Consider the following 15,746-nt stretch of genomic DNA (forward strand, 5'->3'; position numbering starts at 1 on the left):
CGGGTAGTGCGGCAGCAGGACTCGACGATCGGGAGGCGAGATGGGCATGCGGCGGCAGGACATCAAGGTGGCGGTGGTGACCGGCGCCAGCGCGGGAGTCGGCCGTGCCACGGTACGGCTGCTGGCCCGGCGCGGGATCGCCATCGCGTTGCTGGCCCGCGGGCGCGTCGGGCTTGACGCCGCCGCCGAGGAGGTGCGCGCCGCCGGCAGCCGGGCCCTGCCGATCGAGGTCGACATGGCCGATTACGACCAGGTCGTCGACGCGGGCCGGCGCATCGAGGCGGAGCTGGGCCCGATCGACCTGTGGATCAACGACGCGTTCAGCTCCGTCTTCGCGCCGTTCCAGCAGACCCGGCCGGAGGAGTTCCGCCGCGCCACGGAGGTCACCTACCTCGGCTACGTGCACGGCACCCGCGTCGCGCTGTCCCACATGACCCCCCGCGACCGGGGCACCGTCGTCCAGGTCGGTTCCGCGCTGGCCTACCGGGGCATCCCCCTGCAGGCGGCCTACTGCGGGGCGAAACACGCCATCGTCGGGTTCACCGAGTCGCTGCGCTGCGAGCTGCTTCACGAGGGCAGCAACGTCAACGTGACCATGGTGCACCTGCCGGCGGTGAACACCCCGCAGTTCGACTGGCTGCTGTCCCGGCTGCCCCGGCACGCCGAGCCGGTGCCGCCGATCTACGAGCCGGAGGTGGCCGCCCGCGCGATCGTCGGCGCCGCCGACCGGCCCCGCCGGCGCGAGTACTGGGTCGGCGCCTCCACCGCGCTGACCATTCTCGGCAACCGTGTCGCGCCTGGGCTGCTGGACCGCTACCTGGCCCGCACGGGCTACCGATCGCAGCAGACCGGCCGTCCCGCCGACCACGACCGGCCGAACAACCTGTGGCATCCCCTCGACGGGCCCGGCGGACACGACTACGGGGCGCGGGGCGACTTCTCCTCCCGGGCGCACGGCCACAGCCCGCAGGCCTGGCTCTCCCGGCACCGGCTGGGCGTGGCCGCAGGCTTGCTCGGGACCGCGGCCGGTGTCCTCGCCTGGCGCCGCACCTGATCAGCCGTCACCGGTCGTACCGGGGCCACCGACCGCGCCACCCCGATTGGTGGCCTCGGGCAGCTCGGCCACCGGCGGTGGCAGCAGACCACGGTCCGGCGCGGTGCTGATCCGGCGCACCGCCGCGCGCACCGCGACGGCCCGCAACCGGCCGCCGGCGTGCAGCAGCGCCGCCTTCGCCGCGTTCGCCCCCGGCCCGCCGTGCACGCCGCCGCCCGGGTGCGCGCCGGCACTGCCCAGATACAGCCCCCGGATCGGGGGTTTCCGCCCGTCCCAGGCCCGGCAGTGGTCGGAACACCAATTCCTGGTAGATCTTCGTGGTGCCGCCGTTGATCGCCCCGCCGACCAGGTTCCCGTCCGCGCCCACCAGGTCCGCAGGCGTCTGGACCACGCGGTTGAGCACCCGGTCGCGGAAACCGGGCGCGTGCCGCTCCACCAGGTCCTCCACCGCCGCCACCTGCCGTCGCACCACCTCGGGATCGAAGGCCACCCCGCGCGGCAGGTGCGTGTACGCCCACACCACCTCCGTACCCGCCGGCGAGCGGGTGGCGTCGGCGGTGGTCATCTGCCCGAGCAGCAGGAACGGCCGGCGCGGCGCACGGCCGACGGTCAGGTCCGCCGCGTAGTCCGTCAGCCCGTCGAGCCCTTCGCCGAGGTGGACCGTGCCCGCGCCGGCGACCTCCCCGGCGGTCCACGGCACCGGCCGGGACAGCGCCCAGTTCACCTTCAACGTGGCGGGATCCCAGTCGAACCGGCGCAGGTCCGACAGGACCCGGTCGGGCAGCCGCTCAGCACCGACCAGATCCAGGTAGAGCGTGGGCACGTCGACGTCGGCGACCACCGCCCGCCGCGCCAGGATCCGACCGGCGCTGGTCAGCACACCCCGGGCCCGGCCACCCACCACGATGATCTTCTCCACGCGCACGCCGCAGCGCAGCTCCCCGCCGGCCACCCGCAGCCGACGCACCAGCGCCTCGACCAGCTTCCCGGACCCGCCGCGCGGGACCGGGAAACCGGTCCGCTGACCGACCATCGTCATCAGCCACCCGAACAGTCCACTGCCCGGCTCGTCCGGCGACATGTCCGAGTGCAGCGCGGTGCCCGCCAGCAGCAGCCGCGCGCCGTCGCCGCGGAACTGCTCCATCCCGAGGCGCCGCACCGGCAGGGGCGTCCGCCGGGCCCATCCGGGTCAGCAACCGGACCCCGGAGCGCACCGGCGGGAACGGGCTGAACAGCGCCCGGCGCACGTCGTCGCCGTAGCGGTCCCACCGCTGCGCCAGCGCCTGCCAGGCCGCGCCGTCGCCCGGCGCGAACCGCTCGACGGACGCCGCCGTCTCGACCACGTTCCGGGACAGCACGACCGACCGGTCGTCCGGCAGCAGGTGCGCCAGCGGGGCCGGAGCGCGACTCCACAGGAGCCCGTGCCGCTCCAGGTCAAGTGCCCGCAGCACCGGCGATGCCGCGCCCAACGGATAGAACGCGCTGAACAGATCAGTGGTGAAACCGGGCCCGAGCACCTCGGCGGACCGCACGGCCCCGCCGGGCGCGTCGTCCGCCTCCAGCACGAGGACGTGCCAGCCGGCGTCGGCCAGCAGGTTGGCGGCCACCAGCCCGTTGTGCCCCGCGCTGACGACGACCGCGTCGTACCCGCTGCTGCTCATCGCGCCCACCCTGTCCGTTTGCGCATGGTCCTGGCGTTCCCCCACGACATCCGCCGAAACGGACGGGTCACCCGCCTTGCCGCGGCGACGTGTCGGGTACGTCGGGCACGTCGGTGAGGCTGCTGCCGTCGCCGAACCGGCTGCGGGTGATGATGCTGAGGGTCCCGTCGGTCTCCAGCACCACCGCGGCGAGGTCACCGAGGTCCCCGGTGCCCTGGCTGCGGGCGGCCTGCCGGATCTCGCTCTCCGCCACCCGGACGCTGCGCATGGTCTCGTACCGCAGTTGCCCGTCGCGCAGCAGCAGGGTCGGTCGGGCCTTGAGCAGCCGCTGCGACGGTGGCCAGCGGACCGCCAGCAGCGCGGCACCATACTGCAGGCCGACCAGCAGCACCAGCGCGAGGATCCCCTCGACCAGCGAGACGTCCCGGGACAGCAGGATCGTCGCCAGCGTTGAGCCCAGCGCCACCGTGACCACGAAGTCGAACGCGTTGAGCTTGGACAGCGTCCGCTTCCCAGAAACCCGCAGGATCACCACCAGCACCGGGTAGACGAGCAACGCGACCACGAGCAGGCGGAGAAGGTCCGCGGGGCTTTGCCACATCATCCCCGGGAGCTACCCATCAAGTTCGGTCCCTACCCGGGGCGAGCCGCACCATCTGACGCGGAGGGTTCGAGGTGTGTCGTGATGGGTTCGGTACACGGTCAACCGCAGCGGATATGCTGCTTCTCGCAGCTGGCGTCTCCGGTCGCTTCCGATGGCCGCGACAAACGTGCCCGGAAGTTGGGTACCGTCGAGGCGAGCGCCAGATTCGCCACCGGCCTGCCCTTCGGCAACCTTGGCGGGGTGTACGTGGGGCAGGCGGTGGCCTGGTGCCGAAGGTACCGGTCCTTCGTACGGCGGGAGCCCCCGTGCGTCCCGGTCGGGTCGGGTCGGTGACCGTTCCAGCCGGAAACCGGGGTCACCCCGGCCATCGATGCGCCTTATGTGTGATCAGGCTTCTGGCGACCCGCGAGCCGTCAGTCGTTCCTGCGTGGAGCCAGGCTGGTCCGGAACAGACCCTATCCTGGCGTGATCAAGTCTTGTTTCGTCGAAGCATTGACCGGCCGGCGCGTTCCGCACCCGGCCGGCGGGGCGGGAACTGCGCGGGCTCGAAGGCGCTGAACCCATGCCGCTGGCCGTGTCGGTGCTCTACCTCGGCGCCACCCGCCACCTGCGGGTCGACGACGACATTAGCGTCGGCGGCACCGGCACGGCACAGGTCAGCCTCAATCGGAAGGTCATCGACGAAACACCGTCCGTGGATGCTGCGGCGCCGTCCGCCACCCTGGCGGCCCGCTGGAGTTGTGCGCTGCACAGCATCGGCGTCTGGCCGCCGGCGGCCTCGTCGCCGAGGCCCTCGTGAACGGTGGATGACCGCCCGGACTGATAGCTTGATCTCGGTGTGCCGGGAAGTCTGGTCGGCGTTGCGGTGACGGCTGACCAGAACCGGAGAAACGCCGAATGAGCATCCTGGCCTGGATGGCGGTGGCGGTGTTCGCCGCCGCGTACGTCCTGATCGCCTCCGAGAAGATCAACCGGGTGACGGTGGCGGTCGGCGGTGCGGCGATCATGCTGGCCATCGGCGCCACCGATGCCGAGCACGCGTTCTTCTCCGAAGAAGCGGGGATCGACTGGAACGTCATCTTCCTGCTGCTGGGCATGATGCTGATCGTCGGTGTCCTGAAGCGCACCGGCCTGTTCGAGTACCTGGCGATCTGGAGCGCCAAGAAGGCTCGGGGTCGTCCGTTCCCGATCATGGTGATCCTGGTGGTCGTGACGGCCGTGGTCTCGGCGGCGCTGGACAACGTCACCACGGTGCTGCTGGTGGCGCCGGTGACGCTGCTGGTCTGTGAGCGACTCGACGTGCCACCTGTTCCGTTCCTCATCGCCGAGGTCATGGCGTCGAACATCGGTGGTGCGTCCACCCTCGTCGGCGACCCGCCGAACATCATCATCGCCAGCCGGTCCGGGTTGAGTTTCACCGACTTCCTGAACGTCATGGCTCCGCTGGTGCTCATCGTGATCGTCGTGTTCGTCGGCCTGTGTCGGATCATGTTCCGCAGGGCGTTCCGGTACGACGCCGAGCGTGCCGCACGGGTGATGGCGCTCCGGGAGGCGGACGCGATTCGCGACCGCCGCCTCGTCGTGATCAGCCTGGTGGTGCTCGGCGCGGTGCTGCTCGCGTTCAGTCTGCACACCGTGCTGCACCTGGAGCCGTCGGTGGTGGCGCTGCTCGGTGGACTGCTGCTGCTGGTGTTGTCCCGGCTGGACGCTCAGGAGGTGGCCAAGGACGTCGAGTGGCCGACGCTGGTGTTCTTCGCCGGCTTGTTCGTCATGGTCGGCGCCCTGGTGGCCACCGGGGTGATCGACAGCATCGCCCGGTCGGCGACCGGGGCCGTCGAGGGCAAGCTCTGGCCGGCGACCATGTTGCTGTTGTGGGCTTCGGCGGGGTTGTCAGCGATCGTGGACAACATTCCGTACGTGGCGACGATGAGCCCGATCGTCAGCGAGTTGGTGAACGCCGAGGGCGGGCTCGACAAGGCTCAGGTGCTGTGGTGGGCGCTCGCCATCGGCGCTGACTTCGGCGGCAACGCCACTGCCGTGGGGGCGTCGGCGAACGTGGTGGTGCTCGGCATCGCGGACCGGGCCGGGCACAAGATCACGTTCTGGGGCTTCACGAAGTATGGCCTGATCGTGACCGTGATCTCGGTGGCGATCGCGGTGCCGTACCTGTGGTTGCGGTTCTTCTGACTCTCAGGTGCCGAGGATCCGGTCGAGCAGCCCGTCGAGGGTGATGGCCCCGGTCATCACCTGGTCGCGGTCCACGACCGCGACCAGCGGCACGTTCGTGCGGGCCATCACCGAGGCAACCTCAAGCAGGGTGGCGTCGGCGCTGACCGCCGGCAGGCCCGGGCGGTTGCGGGGAAGCAGGTCCGCGACGGTCCGGTTACCGATCCCCGCCAGGACCACGTCGGCGGCGGCCTCGTCGATCACCCGCGCCAGCGCCGGATCGTCCTGGCAGTAGGACGGCAACGCCATGCGCAGTACCTGCGTGCCCGCCAGGACCGTCGACGGGCGACCCGCGGTGTCCACCACGATCAGGCCGGGCAGATCCTGCGCCGCCAGGATTCGGGCGGCCTCTCGGGCCGGCATGTCCTCGGTGACCGTGTCCATCGAGATCGCTACGTCGCTCGCGCGCATGCACCGACGATACGCCGGGCCGTCGCCTCGGTCGCGCGCATGCCGCCGGACCCGCCATCGGCAGCGGGCCTACCTCTGGTAGACGTCCGGGATGTCGTCGTGGTCACGGTCGACCTGCTCGGCCTCGAAGATCTGCCGATACACCCGGTTCCGCCCGCGCAGGATGACCATGGCCAGCGTGGCGGCGATCAGTGAACCCGCCAGCACCGCGATCTTGACCAGGTCATCGGCCTCGCTGCCGATGCCGAAGGCGAGTTCGCCGATCAGCAGCGACACCGTGAACCCGATGCCGGACAGCACAGCGAGCCCGATTACGTCGATCCAGGCCAGCCCTGCGTCAAGTTGGGCGCGGGTGAATCGGGCGACGAACCAGGTTGCCATCAGGATGCCGATCGGCTTGCCGAGGACCAGGCCGAGCACGATGCCCACGGCGATCGGATCGGTGGCCGCCTGCCTAAGGCCGTCGAGCCCGCCGACGGCCACGCCGGCGGACATCAACGCGAACACCGGCACCGCGACGCCGGCGGAGATCGGCCGGAATCGGTGCTCGAAGTGCTCGGCTAGGCCGACTCCCGCAGCGGCGCCCTCGCGGCGCAGCACCGGCACGGCGAAGGCGAGCAGTACACCGGCGACGGTGGCATGCACTCCCGAGGCGTGCACCAGCGCCCAGGTCGCGAACGCCAGCGGCAGGAGCAGCCACCACGAACGCACCCGCCGCTGCACCAACAGGGCGAACACGCCCAGCGGCACCACTGCGGCCAGCAGGGGAAGCACCGCCAGGTGGGCGGTGTAGAAGACCGCGATGATGACGATCGCCAGCAGGTCGTCCACCACCGCCAGGGTCAACAGGAACGTGCGCAGCGCGGCCGGCAGATGCCGGCCGATCACCGCCAGCACAGCGAGGGCGAACGCGATGTCGGTCGCGGTCGGCACCGCCCAACCCTTCAGCGCGCCACCGGAGTTCACCACCACGTACAGCAGGGCCGGTACCAGTACGCCGCCGATGGCGGCGGCGACGGGGACCGCGGCTCGGCGCGGATCGCGCAGGTCGCCGGCGACGAACTCGCGCTTGAGCTCGAGACCGGCGACGAAGAAGAAGATCGCCAGTAGCCCGTCGGCCGCCCACGTCGCCAGCGACAGGTCAAGGTGTAACGACTGAGGCCCGACGGTGAGAGCCGTCATCGCCTCGTAGCGATGCGCCCACGGGGAGTTCGACCAGATCAGCGCCACGGCGGCGCCGATCAGCAGCAGCGCGCCGCCGATCGTCTCCTTGCGCAGCACCTCGGCGATGCGACGCGCTTCGGCCCAGGAACCACGGCCGAGGACACGAGGGGGTGACTGCGGGTTGGACATCATAGGCGAGCACCTTTCGGAAGGCGGGTCGGAGCCATTTGCCGACCAGACTTCCCGGCGCACCGGAACCCATCGTACCGGCCCGCACGGCTGGAACGCCCGCTGCCAGCTACGGCCGGCGGTGCCCCTCCTCCCTGCGGCTTAGCAGTCGCAGGAGTCGGTTTCCCATCCCGAGTACCACCGCCACCAGGAAGATCGGCGTGAAGCCCCAGGCAGTGGGAGTCGGTGGCGCGCCGTCGGCGAGGATGCCCACGAAGACGCCGACGGCCACCGCCGTCGTGACGATCGTTGCGCGCCAATCGCTGAACCAGGCGGCCAGCAGGCCGCACACGACTGCCATCACCAGTACGCGACCCACCGGCTCCTCGGCCGGGAACATCACCACTGCGGCGAACGTGGCCAGCACGACCGCGCCCGCGCCCGCGATCAGCTGCCTGATCAGGGCGACCCGGCGATCCTCCGCGTCCGCGGCAACGCTCACGGCCTCAGCCCTATCCCGCACTTACCGCAGCGCCGACGCCACGGTGGCCCAGTTACCGGGTCCACGATACGTGCCTTCTGGTGGGTAGTCCGTACCGGTACTCGTACGCTCGCCGGCGGCGAATCCGAGACTTCATAGCGGCGCAATCGCCGGTCAGGGCAGGGTGACCGGAAGCGGGACGCCCTCGTGCCCCTGGGCGCAGGCACAGTCGGATTCGTGGGGCAGCGCCGGAACCGCCTGGTAGAGCACCTCGCGTAGTCGCTCGACGTTCGCGGCGAAGATGCGCAGCACCTCGGCGTGGTTGACCGCGCCGGCGGCGTCGACTCGGCGTCGAGGTCGGTGACCAAGGCGATGGGGGTGTAGCACAGTTCCAGTTCACGGGCGAGGACCGCTTCCGGGTGCCCGGTCATGTTGATCAATTGCCAGCCCTGGCGGGCGTACCACTGCGACTCCGCTCTGGTGGAAAAGCGTGGGCCCTCCACCACCACCACCATCGTGGCGCCGATGACGGGTTCGTATCCGGCGTTGCGGGCGGCGGCGGCGACGATCGCGCGTCCCGTCGGGCAGTACGGGTCGGCGAACGACGTGTGGACCGCACCGTCCTCGAAGTAGGTGCCGGCCCGTCCGCTGGTCCGGTCGACCATCTGGTCGGGAAGGACGAGGGCTCCGGGGGCCAGTGCCGGGGTGAGCGATCCGACGGCGCAGGGTGCGAGGATCTGGCGTACCCCGAGCCCACGTAGTGCCCAGAGGTTGGCCCGGTAGTTGATGCGGTGCGGGGGGAACCGGTGGTCGACGCCGTGCCGCGGCAGGAACGCCACTGTGCGACCACCGATCTGACCGACGGTGATCGGATCGGAAGGGCTGCCGTACGGGGTGGATACCTCGACCGCCGTGCCGCCGGCGACCAGTTCGTAGAGGCCACTGCCACCGATCACCCCCACGTCGGCCCGGGGTGTTTGCGCGTACCTCGTCATGTTCTTGCCTCCCTCGGGACAGCGGGCCAGGAACCCGTTCAACGCGGCGAAATGCCGACCCGTCGCCAGCGGAATCGGCGCACCAGGTACCAGCCTGCGCTGACCAGGAACAGCGTGGCGCTGAGTGCCAGCCAACGGACCAGGTATGGCTGCTGGTTCTGGCCGGTGGCGGCGACATAGGTTTCCTGGCCCTGGCGCAGGATGCCGGGGAGGTACACCAGGAACAGCAGTCCGCTGGCGAGCGCCGGCACCCGGATGTGATTAAGGGCCGAGGGCCGCAACGACGCCTGCTCGGCTCGTCTCGGCACCGAGCGTTGTGCACCGGCCGTCAGGCCGTCCTCGCCACGGTGGCCGCGCCCGAGCGTGCCGCGCAGCACCCGGTCGGCCGACGCGTAGATCGGGAAGAGGACGAGGTCGTGAGCGACGGCCGCGCCGACGAACCAGAGCAGCATTCGGCCGGCCGTCGCCTCTTGGCTGAGTCGCAGTGCGACCCAACCGGTGAGGGCGAAACAGGCGATCATGACGACGAGGTGCTGTGGGGAGGACCCGTAGGCCGTCCGGAACCAGGGGAGGGGCCTATCCATCGGTGCCGGTCCGGAAGGTGATCTCGGCGACCCATTTCGTGCAGTGCACGCCGGGCAGGGCGGGGACGATCACCCGGGCCGGAAATCCGTGGTCGGCGGAGAGGTCGGTGCCGTTGACCCGCAGAGCGAGCAGGGAGTCGGCGTCGAGCACCTGGTTGGCCTGGAGGATCGCCTGGTTGAACAACCCGGCCTTTTCCAGTGAGCGCACCTGTGCCGACGCCGGATCGCCCACACCGACCAGGGTGGCGAGGTCGCGTAGTCGTACGCCCGACCAGCTTTGCTCCGTCGACCACCCCTCCACGCAGGCGATCGGCAGACGGGCGGTGTGCTGGCCCATGGCGAGCAGGCGGGGACGGTCGAGGGTGACGAGGCGACCGCCGCCCCGCAGTGTCAACCGCCATCGTTGCCCGGTCTCGTCTGGTTTGATGTTCGCGGCGGCGGCGGTGCGGTTGATTGGGAAGCCGTTCGGTCCGGTGCCGGGCTCACGTCCGCGGGGCAGCAGTAGCGCGGTCCGACGCCAGAACCCGTCGAGGGTCTGCCCGACCGTGAGGGCGCCGAGTAGCAGGGACAGGCCACCGACCAGGGCCAGCGCACCGCGTCGGCTCATCGTCGGCGCGCCGGGTGCGGCGGCCACCAGGTCGTCCGGATCGGGTGGCTCGGACCGGGTGGCGGCCACCGGGGTACGCAGCTCGGCCCGCATCGGCTCGCGCTGCCCCGGTCTTCGGCGGTCCCGCAGAGCCGGCCGGGATCGGAGTGCGCTGACCATCCGGGGCAGCTTCAGCGTCACGTGTGCTACGAACGCGGCGATGAAGACCCAGGCTCCGAAGTAGTGCGCGGTGTAGAAGTCGAAGCCGAACAGGTATGCGTACTGGATGTTGAGCAGACCGGTCGCGATCTCGAAGAGGATGCCGCCGACCAGCAGCAGCAGGGACAGCCGCTCCAGCACCTGGGCCAGGGAGCGGGCCGGTGGCCAGATGAAGAGTTTCGGGATCACCGACCAGAGTTTCGCCAGCACCACGGGGATCAGGATGATGCCGAGCGTCACGTGCAGCCCCTGGGTGACTCGGAACAGCCAGGACGGCCGGGTCGGCCAGTCGAACGGCGGCAGCCGTAACCACCCCACCTCGCGGGGGAGGGCCTGGTCGAACTGGGGGCCGTAGGCGGCGAAGTCGAGTAGCCCGGTGATGATCGCCAACGGCAGCCCGACCAGGAGCACGGCCCCGTAGACGGCGGTGAGCCACGGACCCCGCAGCGGACTGCGCCACCGGTCTCCGCCCAGACCGGGGATCGGTGGGGGGTGCCGTTCCAGGGCGCGCCACCACCGCTGAGGGAAACCCGGTCGCCGGTCTGTCACACCCATACCCCGGGACGCTAGACGCGACGGGTCCCCAATTTGGTGCATACCGGGATACCGATCGCCTGGCAGGCGGGCGAACCGGCCTCGCCGCGCCCCAGTGCGGTCTACGGTCACCGGGATGCGGGTACTGCTCACCGGCGCGGCCGGTTTCATCGGATCGCAGATCGCCGATCTGCTCGTCGCCGAAGGCCACGAACTGGTAGCGCTCGACGCGTTGCTGCCTCAGGCGCACGGCGGGGAACTCCCCGAGTGGTCCCGGCGACATGACCCGGTGGTGGGTGACGTCCGGGATGCCCGCCTGCTGGACCGGCTGCTGACCGGTGTGGACGCGGTGTGTCACCAGGCGGCGATGGTGGGACACGGGCTTGATCCGTCCGACGCCCCCGACTACGTCAGCCACAACGACTTCGGGACGGCGGTGCTGCTCGCCGCGATGCACCGTGCCGGGGTGAGCCGGCTGGTGCTGGCCAGCTCGATGGTTGTCTATGGCGAGGGCCGGTACGACTGTGCGATGCACGGCACCGTGCGGCAGGTTTCCCGCGGTGTCGCCGACCTGGCCGCCGGCCGGTACGAACCAACCTGCCCGGACTGCGGGGGCATTCTCTCGCCAACTCTGGTGCCCGAGGACGCCCTGCTGGAGCCGCGGAGCACGTACGCGGCCACCAAGCTTGCCCAGGAACACCTGACTGCCGCGTGGGCGCGGCAGACCGGCGGGAGTGTCTGGGCGCTGCGTTACCACAACGTCTACGGCCCCCGGATGCCACGGGACACCCCGTACGCCGGTGTGGCTTCGATTTTCCGGTCCGCGTTGGCGGCGGGGCTGCCGCCGAGGGTGTTGGAGGACGGTCGGCAGCGTCGCGACTTCGTCCACGTCACCGACGTCGCGCGGGCCAACCTGCTGGCGTTGACCGCGTCGCCACCGCTGGGCCTCGTGCCGGTCAACGTCTGCTCCGGTGAGCCGCACACTGTCGGTGAGCTGGCCGTCGCCCTCGCCGAGGCGATGGGCGGGCCGGCGCCGCTTGTCGTCGGTGGCGGCCGGGCGGCCGACGTGCGACACGTGGTCGCCGACCCCCCGGCGGGCGACGGAGCTGCTCGGTTACACCGCCCGGGTGAGGTTCGCCGAGGGGGTGGCCGCCTTCGCCGCGGATCCGCTACGGGAGCCGGCCGCCCTTACCGCCTGAGATCCGTCGCCCTGCCGGCCGCGAGATCAGGACACCGTCCAGAGCAGGTGGCTGAGCGCGAGAGCGGTGACCGCCTGCCCTGCCAGCCAGAACCGTCGGGCCGGCGGTGGCAGGTGAGCGGCGGCCACCAGCAGCCAGACCACGAACGGTAGCCAGATCCGTTCCACCTCCGCCTTGCTCAGCCCAGACACGTCAGCAGCGCCGACCGCCAGTGCGGCGGCCAGCGGCAGCAGCACCGTGGGCCCGGCTGCCCGCAGGGCGGCTGACCAGGCGATGAGCGGGGCTCGGAGAGGTCCGCGGGTTCGCGTCGCGACGGTCCGCGATGGACCGGCCGACGCGAGTGCGGCCCGGCGCAGCGCGGGCCCGAGCACCGGGCCTGCGCAGAGCAGAAGCGCCGCCACATTCGCCCACACCCAGTAGGCGTATGGGCGCTCCGCGGCCCAGCCCTGGTGGTACCGCTCGACAACGAGGTGGTACCCGTCGAGCCACCAGAAACCGCTCACCGTGAAGGTGGACACCACCGCACCGACCCCGGCCAGTGCCACGAGCAACGCCCCCCACCGGTCCCGCGACCGCAGCGCCACCACCGCCAGGGCCAGGATGCCGACCAACACGAATCCGTACGACAGGTAGAGCGCGAAGCCGAGCAACAGGCCACCGACCGCGGCGGCGACCAGTCCGCGTACCGCCAGCAGGGCCAGCCCCGCCGCGACCACACCGGCGAAGATGCCGTCGGCCGAGACTCCCACCCAGATCGCACCGGGCAGCAGCACCAGGAACGGCAGCACGTGACGGGCGGCATCCTCCGCACCGAGGGCCCGCAGCGTCACCGGCACCGACACGGTCACTGTCGCCCCCACCAGCACGCACGCCACCGCTGCGGTGGTGGGACCGCCGAGGCCGATTCGGTCCAACCCGACGAAGACCAGCAGTGCCCCCGGCGGATGACCGGCGGTGTGGGTGGACCACGCGTGCGGCTGGAAGTCGAGGATCCGGGTGCTGAAGCCGGCCAGCATGGCAGTGACGTCGGTGATGCGGGGTACCTCGTGCAGGTATTCGGCCTGCGGGGTGAGTCGCCGGGTGAAACCGGCCGACCAGCCGTCGACCAGCGCCAACGACATTGTCCACGCGACCCCCGCAAGGTAGGCCGCGAACAGCAGCCGACCCCACCCGGCGGTGCGGGCCCACCGGACGCCCCAACCGAGCACCCCCGCGGCGACCAGCAGCGCGGCCGGAGTGCCCCAGCCCAGGTGCGGGCGCCAGGTGGCGTAGAGCGGCGCGGCGTCGGCGTGCAAACCGACACCACGCGCGTTGAGCAGCACGCCCACCGCCACCGCGGCGGCGACCACCACCACCTCGACGCCGAGCACCACCAAGTCGGCGTCGACGCGTCGGGCGGGTGCGTTCGATCCCCGACGCAGAGGCGCGAGCACGTTCATGAGGACCGCACAGTACGACCATCGCTGTCCCGGCGGGCGGAAACAGGCTGGCCATCACTCTTCGATGAGGAAGTGACGCCGGCAAGGGCACCGATGGTCCGATTCGCCCCTCGGGGGTGGCTTGGCGTCCTAGCGTTTCCGGTATGCCATCACCGATCGACGTGGTGCTTCCGTGTCTCGACGAAGCCGCGGCGCTGCCCGGCGTCCTGACCGCCCTGCCTCCCGGTTACCGGGCGATCGTGGTGGACAACGGCTCCGGGGACGGCTCACCCGAGGTCGCGGCCCGGCACGGCGCGCGGGTCGTTCACGAAGCGCGCCGGGGCTACGGCGCCGCCGTACACACCGGTCTAGAGGTGGCCGAGGCTGAGCTGGTCTGCGTGCTCGACGCCGACGGCTCCTTCGATCCCACCGAGCTCCCGGCGCTGGTCGCGCCGGTGGCCCTCGGAACGGCGGATCTGGTGGTCGGTCGTCGGCGGCCCGTCGCCGCCGGCGTCTGGCCCTGGCATGCCCGCGCCGGCACCGCGCTGGTCGCGGCGCTGCTGCGGCACCGGGGGGTGCCGCTGCGCGACCTCAGCCCGATTCGGGTGGCCCGCCGCGACGCGCTGCTCGGCCTCGGCGTCACCGACCGCGCCTTCGGCTACCCGCTGGAACTGCTCATCCGCGCCGCCGCCGCGGGCTGGCGGATCCAGGAACTCGACGTGCGGTACTCGCACCGCGCCGCCGGCACCCGGTCGAAGGTCTCCGGCTCGGTACGTGGCACGCTGCGCGCGACCCGGGACTTCGCCGGGGTCCTGCGCACTGTGGAGCGGACGCGGTGACCGTCCTGCTGGTGATGGCGAAGGCACCCGTGCCCGGGGCGGTGAAGACCCGTCTCTGCCCACCGGCCAGCCACCTTCAGGCGGCCCGGATCGCCGCAGCGGCACTGCTGGACACCCTGGACACCGTACGCGCCACGCCCGGCGTCACACCCGTCCTCGCCCTGTCCGGCCGGCTGGCCGACGCCGAGGAGGCCGCCGACCTGACCGCTGCGCTCGCCGGTTGGCAGGTGATGCCGCAGCGCGGCACCGACCTCGGTGACCGTCTCGCCAACGCCCACGCCGACGTGGCTGACGCCTACCCGGCTCGGCCGGTGCTCCAGATCGGCATGGACACGCCACAGCTGACCCCGGCGCAACTCGACGCTGCCGTCCAGCGTCTCGCCCTGACCGACGCCGTGCTCGGCCCTGCCGTCGACGGCGGGTGGTGGGCGCTGGGTCTGCAGGACCCTCGGCACGCCGCCGTGCTGGGAGCCGTGCCGATGTCCACCGCGCTGACCGGACACCACACCATCACGGCCTTGCGCAAGCAGAGTCTGCGCATCGATCCCCTACCGGTACTGCGCGACGTTGACGACTGGTCCGACGCGCTGGCGGTGGCCGGGCCGACGTCTGCCGATCGGTTGGCGTGGTCAATCGATGTGCTGGTCACCGGGCGTCCTGAACGAACTGCGGCTGACGTGCCTGAGCAAGGCGAACGCCAGGCCGCGACCCGTCTGGAGGAGCGCCTGCCGCGGCGCGGCACGTGCGGCCGGTTTGCGCGTCAGGTCGCGGCGGTCCGGTGCAGTGTGACCCCCGAGATGCCACGGTGAGCCGCAGCGTACGGGCCAAACCGGCCGAAGCGTTCGGCAGCCCGCTGCGGCGCCGCACCGACGACCACTGGCTGGTGCACGGCGACAACGGTTCGCGCCGCCGCCTACCGGTACGCCGATGGCACGGCCCGGCCGAACCGGCGGTGGCCGCACTCGTCGCCCGGTGCACCGGGCCGACCCTCGATCTGGGCTGCGGTCCGGGCCGACTGACACTGGCACTCACCCAGGCCGGGCTGACGGCGGTCGGGGTCGACATCTCCGCGCAGGCGGTCCGGTTGACCCGGGCCCGCGGCGCGATCGCCCTCCACGGGGATGTGTTTGCCCCACTACCGGCGGAGGGACGCTGGGCGCACGTGCTCCTGATCGACGGAAACATCGGCATCGGCGGCGACCCCGTCACCCTGCTCGGCAGGTGCCACGACCTGCTGCGCCCCGGCGGCACCGTGCTCGTCGAACTCGAAGCACCAGGTCCCGGGCTGTGGCGCGGTCAGGCCCACCTGGCCATCGAGGCCGCCGGAGGTGGCTCGCGCCTCGGGCCACCCTTCCGGTGGGCCCGGCTCGACACGGTGGCGGTCGCCGGGGTGGCGTCGGCGGCCGAGCTCACGGTGCGCGAGGTGTTCCGCCGTGATCACCGCTGGTTCGGCGAGCTGGCCACAGATAGCTCTGGCGCGAGCAATTCATCGCGGTGAGGTCAGTTGCCACCGAATCGTTCTCGGCCACAGCTTGCGGCCCTTGCCCCGTGTCGGTCTGCTCGTCACCCGACGCACCCCGGGAGGAGTGGTTGGGATGGTTCC

The 15,746-nt window shown here is 71.4% G+C and carries 12 protein-coding genes and 4 pseudogenes; 7 read left to right on the forward strand and 9 right to left on the reverse strand.

The genetic code is table 11. The annotated features are described in order from the left end of the window. The first annotated feature begins 40 nt into the window (after positions 1-40). Positions 41-1,054 carry an SDR family oxidoreductase gene (locus ACIA6B_RS30180; RefSeq protein ID WP_396778568.1) on the forward strand — a complete coding sequence of 338 codons (1,014 nt, stop codon included), beginning with the start codon at positions 41-43 and terminating at the stop codon, positions 1,052-1,054. Between the two features lie 108 nt (positions 1,055-1,162). On the opposite strand, the pseudogene ACIA6B_RS30185 reads toward ACIA6B_RS30180, so the two are convergent. Next, positions 1,163-2,715: pseudogene (locus tag ACIA6B_RS30185) on the reverse strand (phytoene desaturase family protein); the annotation flags it as partial. Positions 2,716-2,782: 67 nt separating this feature from the next. Beyond that, a complete protein-coding gene (locus ACIA6B_RS30190; protein WP_396778570.1) occupies positions 2,783-3,319 on the reverse strand; it encodes a DUF421 domain-containing protein in 537 nt (178 codons plus the stop codon). Between the two features lie 562 nt (positions 3,320-3,881). Here ACIA6B_RS30190 and ACIA6B_RS30195 point away from each other — a divergent pair. Next, positions 3,882-4,118 carry a hypothetical protein gene (locus ACIA6B_RS30195; protein WP_396778572.1) on the forward strand — a complete coding sequence of 79 codons (237 nt, stop codon included), beginning with the start codon at positions 3,882-3,884 and terminating at the stop codon, positions 4,116-4,118. Between the two features lie 98 nt (positions 4,119-4,216). Continuing rightward, on the forward strand, positions 4,217-5,506 hold the full coding sequence (locus tag ACIA6B_RS30200) for an ArsB/NhaD family transporter (RefSeq protein ID WP_396778574.1): 1,290 nt from the start codon (positions 4,217-4,219) through the stop codon (positions 5,504-5,506). 3 nt (positions 5,507-5,509) lie between these two features. On the opposite strand, the gene ACIA6B_RS30205 is transcribed toward ACIA6B_RS30200, so the two are convergent. From ACIA6B_RS30205 to ACIA6B_RS30230, 6 genes and pseudogenes are all read right to left on the reverse strand, one after another. Continuing rightward, complete coding sequence (locus ACIA6B_RS30205) at positions 5,510-5,956, reverse strand: CBS domain-containing protein (protein WP_269691005.1); 447 nt, start codon at positions 5,954-5,956, stop codon at positions 5,510-5,512. 69 nt (positions 5,957-6,025) lie between these two features. Beyond that, a complete protein-coding gene (gene nhaA, locus ACIA6B_RS30210; RefSeq protein WP_396778628.1) occupies positions 6,026-7,309 on the reverse strand; it encodes a Na+/H+ antiporter NhaA in 1,284 nt (427 codons plus the stop codon). Between the two features lie 109 nt (positions 7,310-7,418). Beyond that, entirely contained in the window at positions 7,419-7,790 is a 372-nt protein-coding gene (locus ACIA6B_RS30215) for a hypothetical protein (RefSeq protein WP_396778576.1), read from the reverse strand. 153 nt (positions 7,791-7,943) lie between these two features. Further along, positions 7,944-8,764 (reverse strand): annotated as a pseudogene (locus ACIA6B_RS30220) (S-methyl-5'-thioadenosine phosphorylase). A gap of 38 nt (positions 8,765-8,802) precedes the next feature. Then, positions 8,803-9,285, reverse strand: a complete 483-nt coding sequence (locus tag ACIA6B_RS30225) for a hypothetical protein (RefSeq protein WP_396778578.1) — start codon at positions 9,283-9,285, stop codon at positions 8,803-8,805. 55 nt (positions 9,286-9,340) lie between these two features. Continuing rightward, entirely contained in the window at positions 9,341-10,708 is a 1,368-nt protein-coding gene (locus ACIA6B_RS30230; protein ID WP_396778580.1) for a molybdopterin-dependent oxidoreductase, read from the reverse strand. Between the two features lie 115 nt (positions 10,709-10,823). Between ACIA6B_RS30230 and ACIA6B_RS30235 the strand changes: the two are divergent. Beyond that, positions 10,824-11,886: pseudogene (locus tag ACIA6B_RS30235) on the forward strand (NAD-dependent epimerase/dehydratase family protein). A 26-nt stretch (positions 11,887-11,912) separates the two neighbouring features. Here ACIA6B_RS30235 and ACIA6B_RS30240 read toward each other — a convergent pair. Further along, a complete protein-coding gene (locus ACIA6B_RS30240) occupies positions 11,913-13,325 on the reverse strand; it encodes a hypothetical protein (RefSeq protein WP_396778582.1) in 1,413 nt (470 codons plus the stop codon). 143 nt (positions 13,326-13,468) lie between these two features. On the opposite strand from ACIA6B_RS30240, the gene ACIA6B_RS30245 reads away from it, so the two are divergent. From ACIA6B_RS30245 to ACIA6B_RS30255, 3 genes and pseudogenes are all read left to right on the forward strand, one after another. Continuing rightward, a complete protein-coding gene (locus ACIA6B_RS30245; protein ID WP_396778584.1) occupies positions 13,469-14,143 on the forward strand; it encodes a glycosyltransferase family 2 protein in 675 nt (224 codons plus the stop codon). Continuing rightward, positions 14,140-14,787 (forward strand): annotated as a pseudogene (locus ACIA6B_RS30250) (TIGR04282 family arsenosugar biosynthesis glycosyltransferase); the annotation flags it as partial. The gene ACIA6B_RS30245 and the pseudogene ACIA6B_RS30250, both read left to right, overlap by 4 nt. Positions 14,788-14,996: 209 nt before the next feature. Continuing rightward, positions 14,997-15,641 carry a class I SAM-dependent DNA methyltransferase gene (locus tag ACIA6B_RS30255; RefSeq protein ID WP_396778630.1) on the forward strand — a complete coding sequence of 215 codons (645 nt, stop codon included), beginning with the start codon at positions 14,997-14,999 and terminating at the stop codon, positions 15,639-15,641. Positions 15,642-15,746 lie beyond the last annotated feature (105 nt).

It is taken from the genome of Micromonospora sp. NPDC051141 (assembly GCF_044455765.1).
In the GTDB taxonomy this organism is placed as follows: domain Bacteria; phylum Actinomycetota; class Actinomycetes; order Mycobacteriales; family Micromonosporaceae; genus Micromonospora.

What these genes read in the sequence shown, in the direction of transcription:
- ACIA6B_RS30180 (WP_396778568.1), top strand. Translation starts at nt 41, where the DNA reads ATGGGCATGCGGCGGCAGGACATCAAGGTGGCGGTGGTGACCGGCGCC.
- ACIA6B_RS30190 (WP_396778570.1), bottom strand. Translation starts at nt 3,319, where the DNA reads ATGATGTGGCAAAGCCCCGCGGACCTTCTCCGCCTGCTCGTGGTCGCG.
- ACIA6B_RS30195 (WP_396778572.1), top strand. Translation starts at nt 3,882, where the DNA reads ATGCCGCTGGCCGTGTCGGTGCTCTACCTCGGCGCCACCCGCCACCTG.
- ACIA6B_RS30200 (WP_396778574.1), top strand. Translation starts at nt 4,217, where the DNA reads ATGAGCATCCTGGCCTGGATGGCGGTGGCGGTGTTCGCCGCCGCGTAC.
- ACIA6B_RS30205 (WP_269691005.1), bottom strand. Translation starts at nt 5,956, where the DNA reads ATGCGCGCGAGCGACGTAGCGATCTCGATGGACACGGTCACCGAGGAC.
- nhaA (WP_396778628.1), bottom strand. Translation starts at nt 7,309, where the DNA reads ATGTCCAACCCGCAGTCACCCCCTCGTGTCCTCGGCCGTGGTTCCTGG.
- ACIA6B_RS30225 (WP_396778578.1), bottom strand. Translation starts at nt 9,285, where the DNA reads ATGATCGCCTGTTTCGCCCTCACCGGTTGGGTCGCACTGCGACTCAGC.
- ACIA6B_RS30230 (WP_396778580.1), bottom strand. Translation starts at nt 10,708, where the DNA reads ATGGGTGTGACAGACCGGCGACCGGGTTTCCCTCAGCGGTGGTGGCGC.
- ACIA6B_RS30240 (WP_396778582.1), bottom strand. Translation starts at nt 13,325, where the DNA reads ATGAACGTGCTCGCGCCTCTGCGTCGGGGATCGAACGCACCCGCCCGA.
- ACIA6B_RS30245 (WP_396778584.1), top strand. Translation starts at nt 13,469, where the DNA reads ATGCCATCACCGATCGACGTGGTGCTTCCGTGTCTCGACGAAGCCGCG.